This window comes from Thalassoglobus sp. JC818, from assembly GCF_040717535.1.
In the GTDB taxonomy this organism is placed as follows: domain Bacteria; phylum Planctomycetota; class Planctomycetia; order Planctomycetales; family Planctomycetaceae; genus Thalassoglobus.
The window spans coordinates 1-23,706 of the sequence record NZ_JBFEFI010000009.1 but is presented as its reverse complement, the minus strand read 5'-3'; the positions used below and the strand labels follow the sequence as shown (position 1 = coordinate 23,706).

Annotated in this window: 18 protein-coding genes and 1 tRNA gene; 10 read left to right on the top strand and 9 right to left on the bottom strand. The window is 52.1% G+C overall.

Going from position 1 to position 23,706, the window contains the following annotated elements:
• Window positions 1–53 precede the first annotated feature (53 nt).
• The 3 genes from alaS to AB1L42_RS20265 are packed head-to-tail and all read left to right on the top strand — an operon-like array spanning window position 54 to window position 3,528.
• Window positions 54–2,681, top strand: coding sequence for an alanine--tRNA ligase (gene alaS, locus AB1L42_RS20275; protein WP_367060569.1), 2,628 nt, complete (start codon window positions 54–56; stop codon window positions 2,679–2,681).
• On the top strand, window positions 2,681–2,989 hold the full coding sequence (locus tag AB1L42_RS20270) for a Rieske (2Fe-2S) protein (RefSeq protein ID WP_367060566.1): 309 nt from the start codon (window positions 2,681–2,683) through the stop codon (window positions 2,987–2,989). The genes alaS and AB1L42_RS20270 overlap by 1 nt, the downstream gene beginning before the upstream one ends.
• Window positions 2,986–3,528, top strand: coding sequence for a phosphatidylglycerophosphatase A (locus tag AB1L42_RS20265; RefSeq protein WP_367060563.1), 543 nt, complete (start codon window positions 2,986–2,988; stop codon window positions 3,526–3,528). The genes AB1L42_RS20270 and AB1L42_RS20265 overlap by 4 nt, the downstream gene beginning before the upstream one ends.
• Here AB1L42_RS20265 and AB1L42_RS20260 read toward each other — a convergent pair.
• Complete coding sequence (locus AB1L42_RS20260) at window positions 3,500–3,997, bottom strand: hypothetical protein (RefSeq protein ID WP_367060560.1); 498 nt, start codon at window positions 3,995–3,997, stop codon at window positions 3,500–3,502. The two genes, AB1L42_RS20265 and AB1L42_RS20260, sit on opposite strands and share 29 nt — an antisense overlap.
• A gap of 564 nt (window positions 3,998–4,561) precedes the next feature.
• Here AB1L42_RS20260 and aroA point away from each other — a divergent pair.
• The 4 genes from aroA (at window position 4,562) to AB1L42_RS20240 (ending at window position 10,645) form a co-directional block, all read left to right on the top strand.
• Window positions 4,562–5,845 (top strand): 3-phosphoshikimate 1-carboxyvinyltransferase, encoded by a 1,284-nt coding sequence (gene aroA, locus AB1L42_RS20255; protein ID WP_367060557.1) that lies wholly within the window; start codon window positions 4,562–4,564, stop codon window positions 5,843–5,845.
• Window positions 5,842–7,299, top strand: coding sequence for a transcription antitermination factor NusB (locus AB1L42_RS20250; RefSeq protein WP_367060554.1), 1,458 nt, complete (start codon window positions 5,842–5,844; stop codon window positions 7,297–7,299). Before aroA ends, AB1L42_RS20250 begins: the two co-directional genes overlap by 4 nt.
• Window positions 7,300–7,610: 311 nt before the next feature.
• On the top strand, window positions 7,611–10,355 hold the full coding sequence (gene acnA / locus AB1L42_RS20245; RefSeq protein WP_367060551.1) for an aconitate hydratase AcnA: 2,745 nt from the start codon (window positions 7,611–7,613) through the stop codon (window positions 10,353–10,355).
• A gap of 219 nt (window positions 10,356–10,574) precedes the next feature.
• Window positions 10,575–10,645: transfer RNA gene (locus AB1L42_RS20240), tRNA-Gln, on the top strand.
• Between the two features lie 1,638 nt (window positions 10,646–12,283).
• On the opposite strand, the gene AB1L42_RS20235 is transcribed toward AB1L42_RS20240, so the two are convergent.
• Window positions 12,284–12,637 (bottom strand): hypothetical protein, encoded by a 354-nt coding sequence (locus AB1L42_RS20235; RefSeq protein WP_367060548.1) that lies wholly within the window; start codon window positions 12,635–12,637, stop codon window positions 12,284–12,286.
• A gap of 242 nt (window positions 12,638–12,879) precedes the next feature.
• Between AB1L42_RS20235 and AB1L42_RS20230 the strand changes: the two genes are divergently transcribed.
• Window positions 12,880–14,664 (top strand): sulfotransferase, encoded by a 1,785-nt coding sequence (locus AB1L42_RS20230; protein WP_367060545.1) that lies wholly within the window; start codon window positions 12,880–12,882, stop codon window positions 14,662–14,664.
• A gap of 45 nt (window positions 14,665–14,709) precedes the next feature.
• On the opposite strand, the gene AB1L42_RS20225 is transcribed toward AB1L42_RS20230, so the two are convergent.
• The 5 genes from AB1L42_RS20225 to AB1L42_RS20205 all read right to left on the bottom strand — a co-directional run bounded on the left by AB1L42_RS20225 (window position 14,710) and on the right by AB1L42_RS20205 (window position 18,631).
• Window positions 14,710–15,477: a hypothetical protein gene (locus AB1L42_RS20225; RefSeq protein ID WP_367060542.1), complete on the bottom strand. Its 768-nt coding sequence runs from the start codon at window positions 15,475–15,477 to the stop codon at window positions 14,710–14,712.
• A 41-nt stretch (window positions 15,478–15,518) separates the two neighbouring features.
• Complete coding sequence (locus AB1L42_RS20220) at window positions 15,519–15,794, bottom strand: hypothetical protein (protein WP_367060539.1); 276 nt, start codon at window positions 15,792–15,794, stop codon at window positions 15,519–15,521.
• A gap of 139 nt (window positions 15,795–15,933) precedes the next feature.
• Window positions 15,934–17,298 (bottom strand): hypothetical protein, encoded by a 1,365-nt coding sequence (locus tag AB1L42_RS20215; RefSeq protein ID WP_367060536.1) that lies wholly within the window; start codon window positions 17,296–17,298, stop codon window positions 15,934–15,936.
• 206 nt (window positions 17,299–17,504) lie between these two features.
• Window positions 17,505–18,236, bottom strand: coding sequence for an FkbM family methyltransferase (locus AB1L42_RS20210; RefSeq protein ID WP_367060533.1), 732 nt, complete (start codon window positions 18,234–18,236; stop codon window positions 17,505–17,507).
• 5 nt (window positions 18,237–18,241) lie between these two features.
• Window positions 18,242–18,631, bottom strand: coding sequence for a DUF6165 family protein (locus AB1L42_RS20205; RefSeq protein ID WP_367060530.1), 390 nt, complete (start codon window positions 18,629–18,631; stop codon window positions 18,242–18,244).
• 243 nt (window positions 18,632–18,874) lie between these two features.
• On the opposite strand from AB1L42_RS20205, the gene AB1L42_RS20200 reads away from it, so the two are divergent.
• Entirely contained in the window at window positions 18,875–19,657 is a 783-nt protein-coding gene (locus tag AB1L42_RS20200) for an FkbM family methyltransferase (RefSeq protein ID WP_367060528.1), read from the top strand.
• A gap of 129 nt (window positions 19,658–19,786) precedes the next feature.
• On the top strand, window positions 19,787–20,968 hold the full coding sequence (locus tag AB1L42_RS20195; RefSeq protein WP_367060525.1) for a nucleotide disphospho-sugar-binding domain-containing protein: 1,182 nt from the start codon (window positions 19,787–19,789) through the stop codon (window positions 20,966–20,968).
• A gap of 533 nt (window positions 20,969–21,501) precedes the next feature.
• Here the strand turns inward: AB1L42_RS20195 and AB1L42_RS20190 are convergent.
• A complete protein-coding gene (locus tag AB1L42_RS20190; protein WP_367060522.1) occupies window positions 21,502–22,260 on the bottom strand; it encodes an SDR family oxidoreductase in 759 nt (252 codons plus the stop codon).
• A gap of 1,080 nt (window positions 22,261–23,340) precedes the next feature.
• Window positions 23,341–23,706, bottom strand: a 366-nt coding sequence (locus AB1L42_RS20185; RefSeq protein ID WP_367060519.1) for a TolC family protein, incomplete at its 5' end; no start/stop codon positions are given.

The window sequence follows — 23,706 nt, the reverse complement described above, 5'->3', positions numbered from 1 at the left end:
TTCGGTAATTCGTCGCGTTGACGAAACCCGAGAAACGATTGCGCTGCAAAATTATGAAGACGAACGAACTCCGCGAAGCCTACCTGAAGTATTTCGAGTCCAAGAACTGCGTCCGCCGTCCGAGTGATGTTCTCGTCCCTCAGGATGATCCCACGGTTCTCTTTACCCCGGCGGGGATGAACCAGTTCAAGAATCAATTTTTGGGGATTGGTCCGCTCGATTACACACGCGCAACGACATGCCAAAAGTGTTTGCGGACCGGAGACATCGGGAACGTTGGCGTCACAGCGTATCACCACACGTTCTTTGAGATGTTGGGGAACTTTTCGTTTGGTGACTATTTCAAACGAGAAGCAATTCACTGGGCGTGGGAGTTTTTGACGGACTCCAACTGGCTCGGACTGAAACCCGAACGATTGACGGTCACTGTCTATCTCGACGACGAAGAAGCGGCTGGCATCTGGCACAAAGAAGTCGGGCTGCCTCTCGATCGCATCACACGCGAAGATGAACGCGAAAACTTCTGGCCGGCAGAAGCTCCTTCACAAGGTCCCGATGGAGTTTGTGGCCCCTGCAGCGAGATCTACTATCACCCGCCCGGTGGTGGCAAAGAAGTCGAAATCTGGAACTTGGTGTTCACCCAGTTCAATCGAGTTGGTGATCCGCCGGACAATCTTCGTCCTCTTCCCAAGAAGAACATCGACACCGGAATGGGGCTGGAGCGAACAGCTGCCGTTCTCCAAGGTGTCGAGAGCAACTACGAGATCGATATTCTCCGCCCGCTCTGTGAGAACGTTGGAGAAATCCTCGAGACTCCGTATCAGTTCGATGGCAAAGCCGGTCGCGCCATTCGTCGGATTACCGACCACGCCCGCGCATGTACTTTCGCCATCCATGAAGGGGTGTCACCCGGAAGCAAAGAAGAGTCGTACATCATTCGTCTCTTGCTCCGCAGGGCATTCCTCGAAGGGTATCTACTCGGACAGAAACAGCCGTTCGTCTATCAGGTTGTTCCGGCAATTGTCGACATGATGGCGCAGCCTTATCCGGAGTTGAAAAAGACACTGGCGAACGTGCAGGATACGATTCGGGCTGAGGAAGAGAACTTTCTCGGAACAATCGAGCGGGGTCTCGGTAAGTTCGAAAAACTCGTCGAAGTCGCGAAGTCTTCGAATCGAAAATCGCTCCCAGGTAAAGAAGTTTTCGATCTTCACCAAACTGATGGATTCATCCTCGATCTCACGTCCTCGCTCGCAGCTGATCAGGGACTCTCGATCGATATGGAAGGGTTCCGGGCTGCTGAAACCAAACACAAGACCGACAGCGGAAAAGGCATTTCGTGGGGTGTAATGGCTGCCGGTCCGCTCGATGAATTGCAGAAGTCGCAGGGAGAAACCAAGTTTCTGGCTTATGAAGGTGTCACCTCTGAAGCGGTCGTTGTGGGGCTCATTCAGAATGGAGAGACCGTCGAGTCTGTCAGCCATGTCGATTTGCCAGTGGACGTTATTCTCAATCAGAGTCCTTTCTATGCGGAGTCTGGTGGGCAGGTCGGTGATGTCGGCGTGCTCCGTAGCGAACGCGGTGAAATCGAGATTCTGGACACGCAAAAACATGCTGGCTTAATCGTGCACCGAGGCCGACTGACGTCGGGCGAAGTACATCTCAACGATTCAGTGACGGCGGAAGTCGATGCGGTGAAACGAGCCGGTATTCGTCGTGCTCACTCGGCGACACACTTGCTGCATCACGCTTTGCATCAGGTGCTCGGTGACCATGCAACGCAACGAGGATCGAAAGTCGAGGACGATCACCTTCGGTTCGACTTCTCGCATGGAGCAGCCGTCAGCCCCGACGAATTGCTGAAGATCGAAGACATCGTCAACGAGCGTATTTCGGAAGGCGTTCCCGTTTCGACGAACTTCATGGATCTCAAAGACGCAAAGAAGCTGGGCGCGATGGCTCTGTTCGGGGAGAAATATCCCGATCGTGTACGCGTCGTCCAAATGGGTGACTTCAGCCGCGAATTGTGCGGAGGAACGCACCTCGACAACACCGGTCAGGTCGGACTCTGTCGAATTGAATCTGAAGAAAATGTCGCTGCCGGTGTGCGTCGAATCGTCGCTTCCACCGGGAAGAAAGCGATTCAGCGAATTCGCAATCAGGAAGGTCTCCTGAAGGAAGTCGCAACGCAGCTCAAAACTCCGCAATTCCAGGAATTGCCTCGGAAGGTCTCTCAGCTACAGGACGAGTTGAAAACTCTCAAGCAGCAACTCGATCAGTACACGAAAGCTTCGGTGGCTGGCTCAGTCGACGATATGCTGAAGAACGCCGAACAGGTCGGAGAGGCACGAGTCATTTGTGAAACGTTGCAAGGCGTCGACCGGGAAACACTTCGCGAATACGCCGATCAACTGCGAAAACAATCGGGCTCAGTGGCCATTCTGCTTGGTGCTGATATCGACGGAAAAGTTGCGCTGCTGGCAGCTGTCAGCAAAGACCTTGTCAAAAAGGGAGTCAAAGCGGGCGACTGTATCCGCGAAGCTGCCAAGGTTGTGGGCGGCGGTGGCGGCGGTCGACCGGATCTCGCCGAAGCTGGCGGAAAAGACACAACGAAGATTGCCGATGCTCTCGAACGCGGAAAAGCTGTTTACTCTGAAATGATCGCGAAAGGGGCTTCGTAATGGGGCAATGGGTTCCAATTGCCAAAACAGACGAAGTTGCAACCGGCACCAGTAAAGAATGTGTCGTCGAAGGTCGGATTGTCGCCTTGTTCTCAACGGAAGATGGCTATTATGCCATTGATGGGATCTGCGCTCATGCGGGTGGTCCCATCGCTGAGGGGGCGCTCAACGGATGTGTCGTGACCTGTCCGTGGCACGGGTGGCAATACGAGATCACCACTGGCGAGCATTGTTTGAATCCCCAAATTCGACTGCAGACCTTTCCCGTGAAGGTGGAAGGCGATTCTGTACTGGTGGAAATTTCGTGAACGAAAATCATTCGGGTGAGGACGTTTCTCATCGACCTCACACCAAGCGGAAAGACAAGACCCTGCTGGAACGGGTGCTGTTCATTCTGTCGATCGGTCTTGGAGTGGGAGCCGTACCAATTGCCCCGGGAACGGTGGGAAGTCTTCTCGGGCCGATTCTCGTTTGGGGCCTTCAGTCAATCAGTGAGAGCCCACTCTTTATGATTGGCGTCGGCGTAGTGATGATTCTGATTGGCCTGCCGATTTGTGCAGCCGGGATTCGTCATTACGGTTTCAAAGACCCGAAGCATGTTGTCTTTGACGAGATTGCTGCATTTCCCTTCGTGTTCGCTTTCGTCCCGTTGAACTGGAAAACAGCAGTGCTCGGATTCGTGATGTTTCGAGCGTTCGACATCGTGAAGCCGTGGCCGATTGGTGTCTTTGAGAGATTGCCCGGCGAGTGGGGAGTCATGCTGGATGACATTGTCGCCGGAATTTTTGCAGGGATTCTGCTGACTCTGTGTTGGAACGCTAGCGGACCGTTGGCGTTTCTTCACTGACAACCTGCACTGGGGTGACGCGGATGAACCGCATGCAGACGTCGCCGACGTTTGTGCTGTGAAGTGACGATTCCACAGTCGTTGAGACCTGACCCCGAATTCGCAGCCAGCCGACTCCGCCGTGCGGGTCGACAATCATGTAGTCGCCGCTGGCCATCCCGATGGGAAGCTGTCTGATATGAGAGCTGACATCGGCGGGTGAGAGTGTGAGGCCGTCGGTTTCGACGGAAATCGTGAGGACAATCTCCGCTTCCATAGTTGGAATGTCTTCCAGAGGTGGGAGCGAAGTGACCAGTTCAGTCATCGATGTCATCGAAGAGTCGTCCCCGATGAGAGTCGACCCTGAATGCATCGGCTCCTTCTGCGCCATGATCTCCTGCGGTCTGTCGTTCGCCCACAAACCGGCGAAAAGCAGCGAGAATGTGACCAACAGGACCACTCGCAGGGCTGATTGAGATGCTTCCACCATGATTCCGATCCGTACCTAGAGCAAGTTGCTCTTTCCTGTGCACTCGCTTGTGCTGTTTCGTCATGTAAACGGCTGTGTTCGCTCGTGCGAGAGAGTGCAAACCAAATCTGAAGGTGCTCTATCGACGACAAGACTTCGATTGTTCCGCTGATCGAAGCTGACAGTTGTCCTTATCGACTCGCGAGATAGTGGGTTTTGGGAAAACTGGGGAAGAACTTTCGTTCGGGGCAACTCTTCCGCGAAAGTGGATGGCTCAAGGCGCTTTCATGGGGATTAACGATTAGACCATTTGCATCGTTTCTCTGAGCTCGACCGAACACGATCCTTTCAGTGATGACCGTGATTTTTCGAGGCAATCGCTTCGACTTTGAAAAGTCGGACGCGACTGTTCGTTGGCGTCATTTCAATACGGTTTCATGCGTTTCTCGAAATCGCTCTTCGGTCATCCGAGGGTGGTATTGGGTTCCTAAACTCATTATGAAGTGGAGCAGAGCGATCCGCGTGCTTGCGCGGCCAGTCTGCCCCTGATCTCACGTCGTCTTTTTCTTTGCTGAATCTTGTTGTATGCCATCATTCGTTGAAATGACCCCGGTTTCCGGTCCCGTCCGGGGTTCCATCCGACCTCCTGGATCGAAAAGCCTATCCAACCGGGCGATGATCGTCGCTGCCCTAGCTTCCGGATCGAGTCGCTTGACTGGCGTTCTAGACAGTGTTGACACCCGAGTCATGGCGACTGCACTTCAGCAACTTGGAATTGAGACCAACGCCGATTTCGAAGAGAAGGTGATCGAGGTTTCCGGGGCGGGAGGAATGGTTCCGGAGAAAGCGGCCGACCTGTGGTGTGAAAACAGCGGGACGAGCATTCGCTTTCTGACCGCTTTCTGCTCGATCGGGAACGGTGAATACCGGCTCGACGGAAACGAGCGCATGCGAGAACGACCGATCGCTCCGCTGATCGACTCGCTCGTGCAGGCGGGGATTGACGCTAAGTGCGAGCTGAGCAACGGTTGCCCGCCGGTGATTCTTCGTACTTCCGGGCTATCCACTAACAGGCTCGAAGTGGCAGCTTCGATGTCCAGCCAGTACCTCAGCGGGCTCTTAATGATCTCGCCTGCTGCGAAGAATAATCTCGTACTATCCGTCGCTGGGGAACTCGTTTCGCGGCCTTACATCGACATGACGCTCGCGTTGATGCGTTCCTTCGGAGCGGTTGTTAGCGAGCCGACTCCCGGAGAGTTTCATATTCAGGCGAGTGGGTATGTCGGTCAGGATTACGATATCGAACCGGATGCTTCCGCAGCGAGTTATTTCTTCGCAGTCGCTGCGATTACCGGCGGTTTAGTGACTGTCGAAGGCTTGCATCGAGACGCATTACAGGGAGACGTTCGCTTCGTCGACGCTTTGGTGGAGATGGGATGCGAAGCAGAGTGGGGAGAAAATTCCATTACTCTGACAGGCCGAGAACTTCGCGGCATCGACATCGACATGAACGAGATCAGTGACACCGCTCAGACGTTGGCCTGTGTGGCCCCCTTCGCCTCTGGACCGACGCGCATTCGAAACATTGCACACAATCGACTCAAGGAAACCGACCGCATCACCGCAGTTGTCCACGAACTGAAACGAGCAGGAATCGCAGCTGAAGAACATGAAGACGGCATGACAATTTCTCCCAGCCTCCCTCAGCCTTGTACGATTCAGACCTACGACGATCACCGGATGGCGATGAGTTTCGCTCTGTTGGGATTGAAAGCACCCGGAATTCGGATCGCCGACCCGGAATGCACTTCGAAGACGTATCCGGAGTACTTCGAGGATCTTGAGTCACTCTGTGAGGGCTCACGATGAACCGTCCACCACGCCGCCGATCGTCTCAGTCCGGAAACCGTCCGCCGAACAAGAGAAAAACCATTCCTCCAAATGCACGATGGTTTGCGTTTCGTGCTCTTCAGGCATTCCACGAACGTCAAGTTTTCGTCAATCGCGTTCTCAACGATCAGTTCAAGGAAGGCAGAATCGATTCACGTGATCGAAAAATGGCGACTGAGCTGACATGTGAAGCAGTCCGGCGATTACAGACGATCGATACCATTCTCTCTTCATTCGTGAGTCGCCGACGCGAAGACGTCGAAGACGACTTGTGGATTCTCTTGCAGCTCGGCTGTTTGCAGCTTGTCTATCTGCCGCATTACCCATCCCATGCAGCAGTTCACGAAACCGTAGAGCTGTGTCGGCGCATCGATCGTCCGCGGGCTGCCGGGTTTTTGAATGGTGTTTTGCGGTCCATCGAACGCAGCATCGTCAGTCGAAATTCGGTTGACGAAATCGATCTCGCGCAGCTCAGCGCGTCCGAACTTCCGATCTTGCGACACAAGGCAGATCAAGCAAACTACGAGGTGGTCAAGTTCGACGGCAATCTCTTCTGGTCTCCGTCTGTTGATTCACTTTCCTACATCAGTGATGTTGGCAGCTTACCCCAATGGCTGATTCAACGATTCCCTGCCGAGTCCGATGGTCAACGTCTGCAACTGGCTTTGTGGTTGACCACACCCGGGAGGATGTGGATGAGAGTCAATCCCCTGCAAACAGATCGCGAGAAAACGCTCGAGGTTTTGGAAGCAGCAGAGGTAAAAGCCCGACCGGGACGACTTGCGGAATCGATTCAAATCGACGGGCATGTTGCGATTATCGATCTACCGGGATACGACGACGGCTGGTTCAGCGTCCAGGACATCTCAGCCATGTCAGTCACCGATCTCCTGGACCCGCAACCGGGGGAAACGATTCTCGATTTGTGTGCTGCCCCCGGCGGAAAATCGACGCACATGGCAGAGAGAATTGGAGATCGCGGTCGGATCATCGCTTGCGATACCGGAGCGAACCGGTTGCGAATGATCAACGAAAATGCCCGTCGGCTCCAACTCACGTGCATCGAAACTCATCTGATCAAAGAAGAGGAAACGTCACTTCCAGTGACAGATGTGGATGCTGCTGTTGTCGACGTTCCCTGTTCGAATACTGGAGTGCTGGGAAAGCGACCCGAAGCACGCTGGCGACTGCTTCCCGGAGACTTTCAATCGCTTGTTCCGCTTCAGCGAAGACTTCTGATGCAGGCGATCGATCAAACGAAATCGGGCGGACGAATAGTCTATTCCACTTGCAGTATCGATCCAGAAGAAAACGAGCAAGTGGTTCAAGCTGTGATCGATCAGCGTTCCGACGTGAAGCTGATTCGAGAACAAAAGCACGTTCCGGGACAGCCTTCGGACGGGGGATATCAAGCTCTGTTGATCCGAGATTGATTGTCAATCTTTCACCAAAGTCTGAATATCACACGGAACGGTGCCGCAATCCTTCTCCGCCTGAACTGGCTTTGGTACGCTTTGCAGCACGGAAAAAATATGAGTGCTCACTGTCGTGAGAAGATTTGCGATGTCAGTCGGCTTCTGATGACAGATACAAAAAATTAGTGTCGAGGGTTCAGAAAAGTGTGAGTGACTTTTCTGACGCACTTGGCCGAACGGTTTCGCTCTCGTACGAAGCAACATTGGCTGGTGCGGGATTGCATATTCGTTCGACCGATGCTCACGAATAGCCTGGGAGAAGAAAAGCGATGAGTTCAGGGAATCCATTCAACGCCGAAGCAACCCTGTCCACGAAGTCTGGCGATTACAAGTATTTCCAGCTTCAGACTCTCGCCGAACAGGGGCTGGCGAATCTCGATCGTCTTCCGTATTCCATTCGAGTCTTGCTCGAAGCAGCACTTCGAAACTGCGATGGCTTCATCGTGACAGAAGACGATGTCAAAAACATCGCCGCCTGGAGCCCGCAAAACCCGAACCCTCTCGAAATCCCATTCAACCCGGGCCGAGTCGTCTTGCAAGACTTCACCGGCGTGCCGGCGGTTGTCGACCTCGCTGCTCTGCGTGAAGCAATGGTTCGCATGGGCGGCGATCCCAAGAAAATCAATCCGCTCGTGCAGTGCGATCTCGTGATCGATCACAGTGTTCAGGTTGATAAATTTGCGACTCAACTGGCGTTGCAGTTTAACGTCGACAAAGAGTTCGAACGTAACTTCGAGCGCTACCAGTTCCTGAAATGGGGACAGCAGGCGTTTCAGAACTTCCGAGTGATTCCCCCAGCGACAGGGATCGTTCATCAGGTGAACCTCGAATACCTCGCCGGCGTTGCACTCGAGAACAACGGTGTCGTCTATCCGGATTCGCTTGTCGGAACGGACTCGCACACCACAATGATCAATGGCTTGGGAGTCGTTGGATGGGGAGTCGGCGGAATCGAAGCAGAAGCTGTGATGCTCGGACAGCCCATTTACATGCTGCTGCCTGAAGTTGTCGGCTTCGAACTTTCAGGTGAACTTCCTGAAGGAGCGACAGCAACAGACCTCGTGTTGACAGTCACACAAATGCTGCGTGCTCACGGTGTGGTTGGAAAATTTGTGGAGTTCTTCGGGCCGGGACTGACGAGCATGTCGCTTCCGGATCGTGCCACGATCGCCAACATGGCTCCGGAATACGGAGCGACCATGGGATTCTTCCCGGTCGACGACGAAACTCTCCGCTACATGCAACGCACCGGTCGATCGGACGATCAGGTCGAACTCGTCGAGAAGTACTACAAAGCTCAGGGAATGTTCCGTACGGATGCTTCCCCGAATCCAGAATTCACGACGACCCTCAGTCTCGACATGGGAACGATTGAACCGTCTCTCGCCGGGCCGAAGCGTCCTCAAGACCGCATCCTGCTGTCCGGAATGCAGAGTCAATGGGAGCAGGATCTCAGTGCCACATTCGGCAAGCTGACACCTGCTGCCAATTCAACCCCAGAGACCATGGTCGCAGAAGGTGGAGCAGCAGTCGCTGTGGCGGAAGATCCCGGTTTCAATGGTGTTCCCGTTGAGTACGAAGGAAACAGCTTCGAACTGAAGCACGGGGCTGTTGTCATTGCCGCGATCACAAGCTGTACAAACACCAGCAATCCATCCGTCATGATCGGAGCTGGATTGCTCGCTCGAAATGCGGTGAGAAAAGGACTGAAGAGTCAACCTTGGGTGAAGACCAGCCTCGCCCCTGGAAGCCGGGTTGTGACCGACTATCTCGATCAGGCGAAGCTCGACGAACCACTCAATCAGCTTGGATTCAACCTCGTCGGTTACGGATGCACCACCTGCATCGGAAACAGTGGACCGCTGCCAGATCCGATCGCGGAAGCAATCACAAAAGGCGATCTGGTGGCCTGCTCGGTGTTGTCCGGCAATCGAAACTTCGAAGGTCGCGTCAATCCGCACGTGAAAGCGAACTATCTCGCCAGTCCGCCGCTCGTCGTCGCATATGCAATCGCAGGTACAACCGATATCGATCTGCTCACCGATCCGATTGGTCAGGATCAGGACGGCAATGACGTCTACCTCAAAGACATCTGGCCATCACAGAAGGAAATTGCGGACACCATCGCCGCTTCCATCTCTCCTGAGACTTTCCAGCGCGAATACTCACAGGCGAGTGACGGTCCAAAAGAGTGGCAATCGATCGAAGGTGCTGTTGGCGATCTTTATGAATGGGATCCGAAGAGCACTTACGTTCAGGAGCCTCCATTCTTCGTCGATATGCCGGAACAGGCTCCTCCGATCACATCGATCGAATCGGCACGTTGCCTCGTTTCAGTTGGGGATTCAACGACCACCGACCACATCAGCCCGGCCGGAGCCATCAAAGCTGATTCGCCAGCCGGTCGATTCCTTCAGGAGAATGGAATCGCTCCGACCGACTTCAACAGCTACGGAAGTCGTCGCGGAAATGACCGCGTGATGACGCGCGGAACCTTCGCCAATATTCGCCTGCGAAATCAACTTGCCCCAGGCACCGAAGGCGGCGTGACAACCTACCTGCCGACCGGCGAGCAGATGTCGATCTTTGAAGCCTCGATGAAGTATCAGGATTCCGGAACTCCGTTGATCGCTCTAGCAGGTAAAGAATACGGAACCGGTTCATCCCGCGACTGGGCGGCCAAAGGAACCCAGCAACTCGGAATTCGTGCAGTCATCGCGGAGAGCTTCGAAAGAATTCACCGCTCGAACCTGATCGGAATGGGCGTTCTGCCGCTCCAGTTCCGAGAAGGCGAAAGCCGCGAAGCCTTCGATCTCGACGGGACCGAAACCTTCGACATCGCTCTCGACGATTCCCTGAAACCGCAGCAAGCGATCGAAGTCACTGCCCGAAAAGCCAACGGAGACGAAGTGCACTTCATCACCACGTGCCGCATCGACACTCCAGTCGAAGTCGAGTACTACCGCAACGGCGGGATTCTGCACAAAGTCCTCCGGGACCTTGCCAAGTCATAACCACCGCCCCAAACGGTGATGAAGTTGCCGGGTGCCAGCAGGCCAATGACTTGCTCGCAACCGGCAATTCCGGAGACAGTCAGCGAACCCTCGGGTGAATGATCCTCTCTCAACAGAATCGAGAGAGTGATCGCTCGTCCGACCATCGCTGCCGCATCAAGAATATGCCCGGAAAACTGACTCGACTCAGTCTCCAATTGTCTCTATCATTCCGACAACAGCCCGATGGTGTAACGGTAGCACGAAAGATTCTGATTCTTTTAGTCTAGGTTCAAATCCTAGTCGGGCTATTCTCTAAGTTCTTGCTGAGGCGATGTTTACGTCTACTTGCCGTGCGGCAATGCAGCGACTGACTACCCGGTCCTACCCGTTTAGTCTGAAAGGCTGCTTTTATGCCCCGGAAACGTGTTCCAGCTTACACTCTTCATCGTGCCAAGCGAGAGTTCGGATTTCTGGCAAGGATATCTACCTCAGAACCTAAGGCACTGAGGAGTCTCACGAGAAATACTCACAGATCCTCGCTGAGTGGAGTCGCTCAAACAGTGCGCCCGTACAGGACATCGATGTGGGGACGTTGACCCGACCCTTTCACGAACTCTAGAAGTCACCTAGCGGCCTGAAGATCTTCTGGGTGTTGTAAATTCGCATCCGAGGATTACGAAGCTTGCGACCATCCTGCGGCGGACTAACGCGGCCTTCCCTCTGGGGGCAGATCGAGCCAATCTCTCGTGTTGCGATCGCTTGAGAAGCTTTTCGCTGTCGGATGCGATGTTATGAATGACACGCTCGGGTCCGTTGATGTTGCGGGGGCAGGTTGTGCAGTGATTGTTCAATTAAAATGAATCGTTGTGGTTGGTCATCGGTGTCAATGGAATGGGAATTCCATTCGCATTGACCCAGATCATCTCTTCGAAGCCTTTCGACGACGTGTTGGATCGATTCTTGGCCTTGTTCTTTACCTGATGAAAACGTTCCGTCAGAAAATGTCTCGGATAGTTTAATCGGCTTGCGGGGGGAGGTCAGCTCGAGTGAACTTTGCCACACTTTCGTCGGCAGGACCGTTTTTTATCCATTCGAGAGATCTTCGATGACGGGTTACTTTGGAAGGATAGTCATTTATGAATCATCCCATCGGGCCCAGGGCGTCAGCCCCCACGAAATAACATCCAAGCAGTCGATTGAATGGTTTTCTCGAAGGCCTCCTTTGGAAGTGGGCGGAGTCCTGCGAGACAGATCCGAGATGAGATCTTGTTGTCGAACACTTTAAGTGATTGTGCGATCGGTCCTCGACGCTGAAGCTAAGGACGCCCGTTTCCGTCTGGGCCGCTAAACCATTGTCAATTCCATGAGAGAGTCTCCTTTGTGAACTTGTCTTCATGCATCTTGAAGACCGATTAGTCCAACAAATTGACGTTTTGAGACTGCTTATCGAGGAGTTCATCCGCCTAGTCGGGTTACAGTCGGTATGTATGATGCAATTATGCAACATTTCCGCAGATCCACCGGGCGGGGCTGTGCCGACAGAGTATTCGATCAGATTTCCATGATCTGTGCCGTTGTTCTGTGGTCTACTTGAACACAGGGAAAACCCTGAATTGCACTCGCGCCAGACTCAACAGGAGCATGCTCAGGCAAATCCAAGAACCTTCAACCGGGGCCAAGAGATGAAGCAGTTCGTCGATCGTTGCGGGAACACAAATGGCTCGAACGCCGTTCCCCGTACAGCAAATCGCCGTCAGTTTCACAGGACCAGTTTTATCACTGCTGGATGGGCCGTTCCGGCCAACGAAGTCGGAGTCGAAGCATCCTCCGCTGGTGTTCGAATCTGGTCGGTTGATGTTGCGAAGACTGGGCTTCTGGTTAAGACGACCGAAGAATTCCTGACCTCGCATCTGCTCCTGGAACTGCTGCTTCCGGAGTTTGCAGGCTCACTGGTCCTGGGCAGAATCGTCCGGCGTGAGACTCAATGTGTCCAGCATCTGAACGGGCGACAGAAGACGTTTCATCTCCTCGGGATCGAGATTTGCCAACAGCTCCCCTGGAGAGCTCTTGCTAGACCATTTCCAAGAGGCTCGGTTCGAACGCATGACATCGACCACATAGCCATCAGTCGGCAAAGTCCACCAGCGGTCACTCAACGTCTGATACATCAAGTACGCGACAGGTTGTCCCTGATTCGACCCGAAACCATCGTCCGGTCCCTGCTGATCACCCTGTTCCTGTTGGGGGCAGTGCTTGGCGTCCGATCGATGTGGGAGTGATCTTTGCGGTCGATCGCTCATCTCTTCCGTTCAATGCGGTACTGGGCCCACATCTTCTGCTGTGGTTGACAAATGGTTTGGGCTACGTAAGCGTTGAAGTCTCTCGCTCGGATGAGAACTGCAAGTGTTTCGCATGGCGTGCTTTGAACTCGTGAGTGAATTGCGTTGCGGCGATTGTTTTGAATAATTCACTCTGTGGCGATGGTTCTTTTCTCTGGAATAATTGGGAGAGTGCGTCTCAAGCTAGGGGAGCTTGCCTAGGTATGGATCGAGTTGACACCATCGAGCAGGTGCGTTGCGAGATTGACGCTGGAAATCTGGACGAGGCGGAGACGCTGTGTCTGAAGGATCTTGTGGAGCAGGGACAGACGGCGGACGTCTTGTATCTCTTGGCTCAGATTTCATCGCTTCAGGGAAAGACTCGCGATGCTGTTAGCTGTATGGAATCAGTTGTTCGCGATCAACCTAGGAATGGAATTTATCGGGCACATCTCGCTGAAGCATTGCGGCTGGCGGGTGACTTGCAACGGGCCATTGAAGTCGCTCGTTGTGCTGTTGAAATTGCTCCTGAGGAGCCGGATGCTCACAACTGTCTCGGCCTTGCTCTCTTCGCCGCAGAGAAAACAGACGAGGCGATCGATGCCTTTACTGAAGCAACTCGCCTGTCTCCAGAGACGTCCGGATACTGGAACAATCTTGGGACAGCTCTTCGCAAAGTTCGATCTTTCACAGAGGCAATTGACGCTTTGAAGACCGCAAGTCGGCTCGAGCCTGAGAATGCCGATGTGCTCTCGAATCTGGTGAATGTGTTGCTTGACGATGGGCGTCATTCCGAAGCTGTTGAGATCTTCAACGACTTGTTACAGATTGAGTGTATGAGCGAACATCTCTGCGCTCTTGGCCAGGTCTACGACGAATTGGGCCAATCAGACGAAGCAGAAGAGTGTTTTCGAGCTGCGCAAGTCATTGATCCCGCAGCCGTCTCGTCGGCAGTTAACCTCGCGTTCTATCACAAGACTGGCGCTACAGATCAGGATCTCGCATCCTTATGGAATCAGCTTGACGATCCTGGCTTGACCGAAAGCCAGAAAGCGACTTTGCGATTCGCACTTGCCCATCTCTACGATGACCGCGGGAAGTACGAAGAAGCTGCGAATCAATTGCGGCATGCCAACGCGGTTCAAAAGCAGTGGAACGATTCACAAGATCGCGGCTACCAGCCAGGATTACATCAGGAATCGATTAATCGAATTATTGAAACCTTCAGTTCAACCTTCTTCGAGTCACGGATAAGTTGGGGCAGCGAGTCGGCGAAACCTGTCTTCGTTGTAGGCTTGCCTCGTTCAGGGACAACATTAACAAGGCAAATCCTTGCAGCACATCCACTTGTGCATGCGGTGGGTGAACTTAAACTCGCTTCGGACAGTTTTAAAAATCTGCCAGTGCGTTTACAGAGTTCTCTGGCTCCCGCAGAATGCGTCCATTTGATCACAGAAACTGACGTTTCCGAAATTGCTGAAGATTATCTTGCTGAGTTAAGGCGTCGAAACGTTGATGCTCATCGCTTGGTCGACAAAATGACCGATAACTACATCTTGATCGGATGGTTGGCACTGCTGTTCCCCAATTCCCGATTCATTCGTTGTGTGCGCGATCCTCGCGATATCGCCGTGTCATGCTTAATCACAGCGTTTGCGAATGTGACATGGAAAAATGACGACGACCATCTGGTCGATCGGTTTGAACAGTATCGTCGACTGGTCAACCACTGGAACGACGTCCTTCCAGGTAGAATTCTTGACGTTGTCTACGAAGAGACTGTTGCTGCTCCAGAACAACAGGCACGCCGTTTGATCGATTGGATCGGTCTTCCCTGGGACGACGCCTGTCTGGACCATACTCAAGCAGGTGGCGTGATCATCACAGCAAGTCTCTTTCAGGCCCGCCAACCGATGTATCAAAGCAGTGTCGAGAGGTGGAAGAACTACCAGCCCTATCTGGGAGAACTGTTCGACCGTATTCGACGCATCGAAACTGTTTACAACTGATTATGCGAGATTCACTATTGACCATAGTGAATGGCGATTAAGTCTTCATCGATCGACTGGTTCAACAAGTTTCTGAGGACGACGTTTTTCGGCAGCTTCAAAGAGAGAAAACGTCTGGTTGACGAAGTTCACAGCGCCCGTTACCAGGTTTAGATACTCCTCGAGTTCTGGTGTGCGCTTCGCCTCAACCAATTGAATTGTGCGATCCTGTGGAGTCGTTTCGAACAACACATAGAAGAGGGGATCTCCACGTCGCAGGATCACTGGCTGATCGACATCGTGCCACTCGAATGCCCACATCAACGGACGCGGCCAAATGTTGATTGGGAATCGTCCTCCCAGCATTGTTCCCGGCAGTTGTGGCGTCTTGTGATGTAGAAAAGGGCCCAACTGCGACATGTAGACTGGTTCATCAGAGATGAACAGGTACGGCAGCTTCAGTTGCAGCATTGGACGATCCGGAAACCTCCATTCATCCTCCGCCACTACGACAAGAATTTCGTCTAGTTGTCTCACTGCAGACGACGCATTCAGTCCATCCCTGACTGACGGATATCCTTCATCTGTTCGTTCGAACTCCAATTGCAGGTCGAATGGGCAGCTGACCTGAAACATCCGACTCTCCAAGCCAATGATTGCCGGACAGTTGCAGGCCGATTTCGCATGGATCGACTTTGGAGCGTCCGTGCGAACGCGTTTTGGAGGCTCAAAGATCACACCATGGCTTGTATCATTCAACAGCCAACCGATCTGCACCGGACGATGGTTGTCTTGGCCACCAGGAGGAGATTCAATCCTGACCTCAAATCGCATGCTTCAACATTCGCTAGCTTTAGAATCCAGTTTCAGAGCAATCATCGAATTTGAGATCGCATCCAGGCTGGGGCGGGCTTCCAGGCCTTGGTCGTTGCATCGAGGTATAGCCGCGTTTTGACGTTGTACATGACCGTCATTGGCTTGCGTGTGGTCGGATGGATCACTGTGACAGATTGAGGCCCATCCAATGGTGTCACTTTGTTTTTGCCAAGTCCACCCGCGTAAACTGTTTCCATGTTCGGAAACTGGCTGTGCAGCTTCCCCGGCTGCCGGTTTCGATTGGAAGAACTTGTTCCACCGTAGATTGTACTCACATCGGACCCCGCAAATTAGAAATGTGTTCTACAGTCTGAGCATCTTCATGCTACCGGTCACACATCAGACAGTCAATTTGTAAAGACCAAACCAAGCAATTTGTCTTTCTCATCAACTCTCTACAGTATGCGGTGTGGCTTAGATGGAACGCTGTTTTGCGACGAATCTCAACAGTTCATGACGAACGGTTTCGAATACAGATCGCCAGTCACCGGGTTTCGTTTGCCGAAAGAGATGCATGCTCGGGTACCACTCCGAAACGCCTTCTGCGTCGAAATACCAGTATGGCGAGTGGTCCACCAGATTCCAGACAGGTGCACCCATCGAGCCTGCAAGGTGTGCAACGGCAGTATCCGTCATGATGATCAAATCCATTGATTCAACGAGCGCCGCTGTCTCGGAAAAATCTCCATCGGCCGCTACTTCGATGAGGTGACCATATCCGAGTTGTCGCAGATCCTCGTGCTGAGGTCCTTTCTGCAGACTGAAGAATCTGGTCCCTGGGACTGTCAGTAGGGGAAGGAAGGACTTCAATGGAGCTGAGCGATGATGATTGTTGGTGTATGTTTTGCTGCCCGACCAGATGATCCCGACCTTGACTTTGTCGACGTGTCGATTCATCTGATCCACTAGTCGAGGATTGAGATTGCGACTCACAGCGAGGCGAGCTGGCTGATACATCGCCGGATCGCTCACATTCAAGCAGACCGGAAGTGAGAGAATCGGGCAGAACAGGTCGAAATCTTCATGGGGTGTGTCCAAGTCGACCAAATTGTCGATACCCTCCAGTTCCTCAAATAGATTCTTAAGAGCTTTTGGAGTTTGGAGTGAAATCTTTCCTCCCAATCTCTGAACATGTGGCAGAAATCTTGCTGCCCAGATTTGGTCTCCAAAGCCACCTTCAGATGTGACAAGTAAGTGTTTTCCTTCCAGCGGTTCTCCCTTCCATCCTGGTAGAGTCGCTGGTTCGTTGTATGTCTCATCGAGGTTATGTCGCTGATCAAAGTCGCTCCACCCCTGCTGGAGACGCCCTTCTGCAAGATGGATCAGGGCACGTTGCAACTTTGCCCTGGCATCGAGCGACTCTGGTATCTGTTCGTCTAGAAAGTCTAAGGCTGCTGATCGGTTTCGCGTTACACGAAGAAGAAATGTGTATTGGTTTATAAGACACTTGTCAGTTGGATCTCGACGCAGCGCCTGGTCGATCGTTGCAATTGCCTCCTGATGCTGATGGTTGTCAAACTGAAGGGTGCTGAGTCGAATCGATTGATCGACGTCGAGCGGCATGACATCCGCAGTTTGAAGTAACATTGCGATCTCGGCGAATTGATTATCGAGAAGTCCATGAACTTGTGCGAGCAAGATCATCGCGTCTGGACGTTCTGGTTCTAGCCTCAATATTGAATCCAGTACCGTGCGAGCTGATTCCAGTTCTTCATTGTCGACGTGTTGCGCGGCCAGGGAGAAGAGATCGTCTGTGCGATTTTGAGGGGAGTAATTCATTGTTCCTCGACGTTCAACGCGTGTATTTAAGTCGCTCAATGAGATTATTTAGACGTCGCACCAAGTGTTGTCTTGATTGAACTGATCCTGCCACCACTCTGTTGACGATTGAACTTTTCTCAATCCGTATGTCGGAAAATCTCTTTCAACTGGGATGTTCAACAGGTTGATGCTTCGGTATCGAACGAGCGCATCTTCACTCGCTGTCACGTCGGCTGAAACGAGTTCGCAAACTCTCGGTAAGTGCCATATGAGTCGTATCCGAGTGCCTCAAGCGTGGCGAGCAACGGCCTCGACAACTCACGTTGATCGTTTTCCAGGTACAGAATAGGGCGGAAACGCGAAAGTGTCTCGGCAGCCCCGAGGAGGATATCTCGCTCCATGCCTTGGACATCCGCCTTCACAAAATCACAACGGTTCAGGTGAAGCGAGTCAATTGTCATCAAAGCGACAGTCTGGCCTGATCCATTGAGTCTCAGGGAAGTGTCTCCAAAGTTGTTTGGTCGAGAAACATCTTTCACTTCAATGATTCGAATCTCACAGGTCGCTCCAAGCGCGCGATGATCCGCGATGACATTGTGGACTTCATTCGCCTCGAGGTTTCTGCACAACAGGTCAAAAGAATCAGAGTTTGGCTCGAATGCGTAAGCTGTCCCGGATTGACCAACCGAATTCGCCAATGGAATCGTCAGCGAACCGATCCCTGCGCCAGCTTCAACCACCGTATCTCCGCGGTCGACAATCGAGCGAAACAGTCGAATCTCTCCCGGCGAGTAGTGACCATGGCAATCCAAAGCACGTCCGATGACGAGATCATTTGGACGGTAGTGCATCCACGCCTCTTCACATCGTTTTAAAAGCACTCCATGAGGATACGCGAGGCTTCGATCGTCCATGGCTTTGGGTGTTGACGGATCGCTTTTTATATCGTCCCTCACTATTGTCATGGATCCTTGGAATACACTTTGATCTCGGTTCTCTTCCAACCAAGCAATTCGTCCACATCTCGTTTAAGTTGCGACCGCTCGTCGTTCAGCCGATATACACTTCTTGCGAGTTCAATGAATTCCGATTCGAACAGCTTCGCCTGTTCCAAGTTTCGCAACGAGTCTTCCACATTCCAGAGTCTGCCATTTACGGAAGATAGTTTTTGAGCCAGCTCGGCGAACGCATTCGAAGTTGGCAACGAATCTCGAAGTTTGACAAGTTGCTCGATCTGCTCAGAGAGAAGAGTTCGTGCGACATCATCACAAGTATGATGATGTTTGAGCTCCAGTATCGAGATCCGGTCGAGTAGCTCGCCCGGGCTGATTTCGATCGTTAGTCTTGTCATGTCGAACAAGTGTCGTTGTGATTGATCTGATAGACTCAGCGCAAAAGCAGTCGTCAACGTGAGAGTCTACCAGATGAAACAAGAAGTGCGGACTCAAGCCGCGGAATTTTCCAACAGGAAGCGTCCATCTGTTTACCGAATTCGAATCCGAAGGAAATCGGCCCCGACTCCGTGCTGAGAGGAGAGTGAAACTCCTTCCATGCAATTCATAATCCTGTTGCTCGACGTCGATGAGGTGCCTTGATGAATTATGAAGCACGTATCGATGCCAGCTTCAAGCAGCTCAACGAGGTGCGGATAGAACTGGAAGATGAACTTCAATCGGCCACAGGTCCGGAACGTGGACATCTGCAGCAATTGCTCTGGAACTGCAAGCGCCAAGCATTCAATCCTCTATACTTGAGCCAAGCGGGCCAGGATTCTTTCATCGACCAGTCTCTTATGAAGCAAAAGGAAGGTGGTGTCTTCGTTGATGTGGGTGGGTATGACGGGTATACCGGATCGAATTCATTCTTCTTCGAAACATTCCGAAACTGGTCCGGCATTCTCATTGAACCTGTGTGCTCTTACTTTCACATCGCTCAGAGGATTCGAAAGTGCGAGTGCCTCAACGTTTGTGTATCGGATAATGAAGGAGAGGAGTTATTCATCCATGTTGTGGACGGATACACTCAGATGAGCGGTCTGGCGGATACCTACAGTCAGAGCGTACTCAAGTTGGTTCGCGATCACCCAGAGCACAAAGAAAAAGTGATTCAGGTCCCGACAAGATCGTTGGAGTCGATCCTGCGTGAACGCGATCTCTTCCACATTGACTGTTTGTTTGTGGATGTTGAAGGAGCAGAAGGAAGTCTCCTGACTCAGTTTCCCTTTGATGACTTTCAAATCGATGTTTGTTGCATTGAAAACAACTTAGGGGATGCGGAGATCCCGAAGTTGATGGCTCAGTCCGGATACGAGTGTGTAGAATTCCTCGGTGCCGATGAAGTCTACGTGGCGACAGGCAGGGTGACTGAGATTCTTTAATAGTTGAGTGCTTTCTTCGTCATGGATTCAGTATTCGAGTTAGAGTCTTTGAAGTTTGGCGAGATTCAGGCGAGTCACAACAAACGTTAAGCTACAGCAAGATTACAATAATAAACCTTGATCGCAGAGATGACCCAGAGCAAGAAGATTCTGTTAGGTTGGGATTTAGGTGCCGGTATCGGCTACACCTTGCAACTTCGAGACATCGCCAATTCGTTGGCGAAGTCAGGCCACTCACCGACCCTGGCTCTACGTTCAATCGAGACAGCTCATCAATACCTGCGAGACTGCGATTTCCCAGTGCTGCAGGCACCTTATCTAATCGGTCGGCTGACTCGATCTGCTCAACGCGACGGATTTTTCCCGACGAGTTTCACAGACCTAATGGCATGCAATGGATTCGGGTCCGAAGACCATCTCTACAGCATGCTGCGTGGTTGGCGAGATCTGATCGACCTCGTCAAGCCAGATTTAATCGTCGGTCGATACTGCCCTCTGCTAACACTGGCCGCTTACGGTCGAATTCCAGTTGTTCTCTTCGGAGCAGGGTATTCAACACCTCCGGTTCATGAAGATGACTTTCCTGTGCTCTGGCCGGAAATCGAGCCGTATGCGAATTCGTCCGATGTTTTGGGAGTGATTGAGCGTGTTCAGAGACGATTTAGTTCGGCCGTTCCGCAAAAACTAACCGATGCCTACCGTGGCGAGCGGAGAGTCATTGCGACTCTCCCTCAACTTGATCCGTATCGCTCTTGCCGAATCGAGCCGTGCTTCGGTCCATTCGATCCAGCTCCGCCTCCGGTGTTAGCACACAAGAAAAACTTCTACGCCTATTTCTCTGGGGCAGGGGAGTTGCCTTTTAAAGTCGGTGATGCACTCATGCAATCTGATCTTCAGGGAACAGTCTATATTCGCGACAGTAATGGATTCGAATTCAACGGCCAGAATCCTCGAATCCAATCTTTGACTTCCGCTCCAAAGCTGAGTGAGATTGTGCGAGATTCGGCAGTGGTCATTCATCACGGTGGTTTGGGAACAACACAAGCTGCTCTACTGGCGGGCAGACCACAAATACTGCTCCCGCAAGTCACCGACCAATTCTTGTCAGCCAATGGTCTTAAAGATGAATGTTTTGTTGCTCAGCTCAGTGGAGTCGAAAATGCAGCGACTATCGCCAACGTCGCAGAAGTCTTGATGACCGACAAAGAAGTCCAATCCGCAGCGATGGAGACAGCGATTTCACTTCGAGGTGAGGGACTTCACAATTCAAAGGAACGAGTTTTGTCGGCCTGTCTTGAACTCTTGTGTTGAAACGGTTCGCCCCGATGAATCCAGTCTCAGCAGAGAAGACTCTCGAGTGACTAAGAGTGTGAGACAAAGCAAATCGTTCGCTATCAGTTTGGAATGTTTCGAATTTGATCGAAAACTGCGATCTTCCAATCACCCAAGTGCGACCGAAGTCTATAGTCGCACTCAACTCGAGTCGCTCAGCCTTGAGTGCGCAAAACGTGTTTGGACTATTCGAAGTGCTGATCGCTATCATCAAGGACCAAATGATCGTTAGATAGATTTCTACAATGGATCTGGGACTCTCGATGGGAAGATTGAATGTCCCCAAAGCGTATGGGCACTCTTAAGGGCTATCGTCGCGCAGCGCGACTCGGTGAGGATAGATGTTCGACAAGATTCCCTTGGCATTTCGATTCCTTGACCTTGCGGGAAAGTATACGACGGCAAATGAACTAGAGTGCGCCTCAGAGTGTGAGGCACTCGATTTGTTATGGTACTCATAAATTACAAGATCTGGCCCGCATGCAGCACTAGACTAGGCCTCTGTTGATCTCTTACCCAAGGCTGAAAGAGTCCAATGATTGCCCTGTCATACTCTTGGGAGCATCGCAAAGTAAGTAAAGGACTGCAGCGGCAACAGACTCAGCTGAATCCATCGGTGGGAACTCTTCTTCCGGCATCAATCTTGCCATGAACTGCTTTTGCCCGGGTGATTCCACCAACCCTGGAGACACTGCATTCACTCGGATGCCGAATGCCGCTGCCTGCAGAGCAGAATTCTGCGTTAGTGCAATCACTGCATGTTTGGCTTCTGCATAACCTCCGCAGAAGCCTCGGATTTGTCTACCCATCCGCGAGCCAATGTTAATGATGTCCCCATGATTTTGTTCAATCATGTAGGGAATGATGGCTTTCATGCACAAGAAAACGCTTTTTAAATTCGCTTCAATCAATCTGTCCCAACTCGATTCCGGTACCTCCCAGACTCCTCGAGACTGCTCGAATTCGCCAGAATTGTCACACACCGCTGGCAGAATTCCTCCTGCGTTGTTCACCAAGACATCAATGCGACCAAATTCGTTGTGTGTACGAGTCGCAAGTTGCTCAACATGATCAGCCCGTGTCACATCTGCAGCAACGGCAACACCTCGTCGACCCAGTCTTCCAATCTCACTTGCGACGAGGTCAATTTCAGCTTGTGTACGCGCCGAAATGACAACATCAGCCCCTTCGTTTGCTAAAGCAAGTGCGATGGACCGACCGATCCCTCTTCCACCGCCGGTTACAATTGCCGATTTACCCTCGAGCTTCATTCTTGTTTCCTCAGAATCTTTTCAAATGAATCACAGGGATCTGAAGATGCATTTCACCGGCCATGGTCGAGAGCTATGTTGGAAGAGGCGGCTCAATTCGAGTTGAACTGATTACAGCCAAACCAGCCCAGTTCGAGAACGATCGCACATCACCTCAAGAATAACGCCTCATCAGCAAACGAAGCAACTTGGCGAGGGGTTTCCTTGGATTTAATCTAAGAGGAGATCATACATTCGGAGGTTCAGCGAGTGACCGAACAAAAACTTCAATTGAGACTGAATCATCACTTTGGAGTCATCGGAAAAGATGTCCTAGACTGCGTTTCAAACTCACCTAACGTGTAGTGAGAAACAAGCCCAGGGGACCAATTCTTCGAAGAGGTGAGCATGGTGTCTCAGTTGAACGAGGAGTCGTCGCCAGTTTCCGAGCTAGCTGATGATCCGGTCGAGTTTCAATTCGCGGCTTTGTCGTAAAGCAGCCGCTCAGGCCAAGCTTTAGTCTCCCCACTTCATCGAATGCCTGAATTGCATGGACTTCAGGAAACTGTGTTGGGGTGGTGAAGGCCGTGATGAGGGGCCCTGGGCTTCGGTCATCAGTATCAGCTTGGTGCCTTTTCTTTGTTTGGTTGTACCAACGTCAAGGCTTTTTTTGCAGGCGAAAAGGTGCGGTCGCCCATTGCCTGCGGCCAGTTGGGCAACTGTGTGCGGTCCATGTGCTTAAACAGTCTTTATCAAACTTTGACGATGAGGCCTGCTTCTGTCCAATCAAGCTGATGACGCCAACGAGTACAAAGATACGGGTATTGTATCTGGCAAATATCTCTAGGGTGCATTTGTTTGGGAGGATGCAGAGAATCCCCTCCAAGCAGGCTCGAGCATCGACCCAGAGGTGTTCTCCCTGCGGGGACCGATCGTCGTCTTCGAACAGGTCTTTGATGAGATTCCACGGGGAATCCGTGACAGAAGCGTTTGAGCCCCTCCTGGACCCTGTCTTGTTGGGCCGCCGTCGTCACGGCCACATCGTCAGGTTTACTGTCGTGTGAGTCCCTCCTTCGATCCTACCGGGGGCAGAAACGACCGCTAGAAGCCTCTTCCAAGAGCTTGGTAGGCGTTGACGATTGCGGCGAGTTGTTGCTGTTTGATTTCAATCAACATCATTTTCGCTTCCATCATTTCACGCTGGGCGAGCAAGACTTCTACGTATTCGGCTCGTGCGTTTTGGAATAGCTTTGTGGCGACATCAACAGACGTTTCCAGAGCTTGGAGCTGTTCTCTCTTAACTTCGATGCTTTCGCGATAGTTCTGGATCTTGCTCATGTGATTGACCACTTCAATATGAGCATTGAGGACGGTGCGCTGGTAGTTGTAGATACTCTGAAGCTGGGCGGCGTTGGCTGTACGGTAGTCTGCCTGAATGGCTCGCTTGTTGATCAATGGTCCCACTAG

What these genes read in the sequence shown, in the direction of transcription:
- AB1L42_RS20260 (WP_367060560.1), bottom strand. Translation starts at nt 3,997, where the DNA reads ATGGTGGAAGCATCTCAATCAGCCCTGCGAGTGGTCCTGTTGGTCACA.
- AB1L42_RS20195 (WP_367060525.1), top strand. Translation starts at nt 19,787, where the DNA reads ATGACCCAGAGCAAGAAGATTCTGTTAGGTTGGGATTTAGGTGCCGGT.
- AB1L42_RS20225 (WP_367060542.1), bottom strand. Translation starts at nt 15,477, where the DNA reads ATGCGATTTGAGGTCAGGATTGAATCTCCTCCTGGTGGCCAAGACAAC.
- AB1L42_RS20190 (WP_367060522.1), bottom strand. Translation starts at nt 22,260, where the DNA reads ATGAAGCTCGAGGGTAAATCGGCAATTGTAACCGGCGGTGGAAGAGGG.
- alaS (WP_367060569.1), top strand. Translation starts at nt 54, where the DNA reads ATGAAGACGAACGAACTCCGCGAAGCCTACCTGAAGTATTTCGAGTCC.
- AB1L42_RS20200 (WP_367060528.1), top strand. Translation starts at nt 18,875, where the DNA reads ATGAATTATGAAGCACGTATCGATGCCAGCTTCAAGCAGCTCAACGAG.
- AB1L42_RS20250 (WP_367060554.1), top strand. Translation starts at nt 5,842, where the DNA reads ATGAACCGTCCACCACGCCGCCGATCGTCTCAGTCCGGAAACCGTCCG.
- AB1L42_RS20215 (WP_367060536.1), bottom strand. Translation starts at nt 17,298, where the DNA reads ATGAATTACTCCCCTCAAAATCGCACAGACGATCTCTTCTCCCTGGCC.
- AB1L42_RS20205 (WP_367060530.1), bottom strand. Translation starts at nt 18,631, where the DNA reads ATGACAAGACTAACGATCGAAATCAGCCCGGGCGAGCTACTCGACCGG.
- aroA (WP_367060557.1), top strand. Translation starts at nt 4,562, where the DNA reads ATGCCATCATTCGTTGAAATGACCCCGGTTTCCGGTCCCGTCCGGGGT.
- acnA (WP_367060551.1), top strand. Translation starts at nt 7,611, where the DNA reads ATGAGTTCAGGGAATCCATTCAACGCCGAAGCAACCCTGTCCACGAAG.
- AB1L42_RS20235 (WP_367060548.1), bottom strand. Translation starts at nt 12,637, where the DNA reads ATGAGCGATCGACCGCAAAGATCACTCCCACATCGATCGGACGCCAAG.
- AB1L42_RS20270 (WP_367060566.1), top strand. Translation starts at nt 2,681, where the DNA reads ATGGGGCAATGGGTTCCAATTGCCAAAACAGACGAAGTTGCAACCGGC.
- AB1L42_RS20230 (WP_367060545.1), top strand. Translation starts at nt 12,880, where the DNA reads ATGGATCGAGTTGACACCATCGAGCAGGTGCGTTGCGAGATTGACGCT.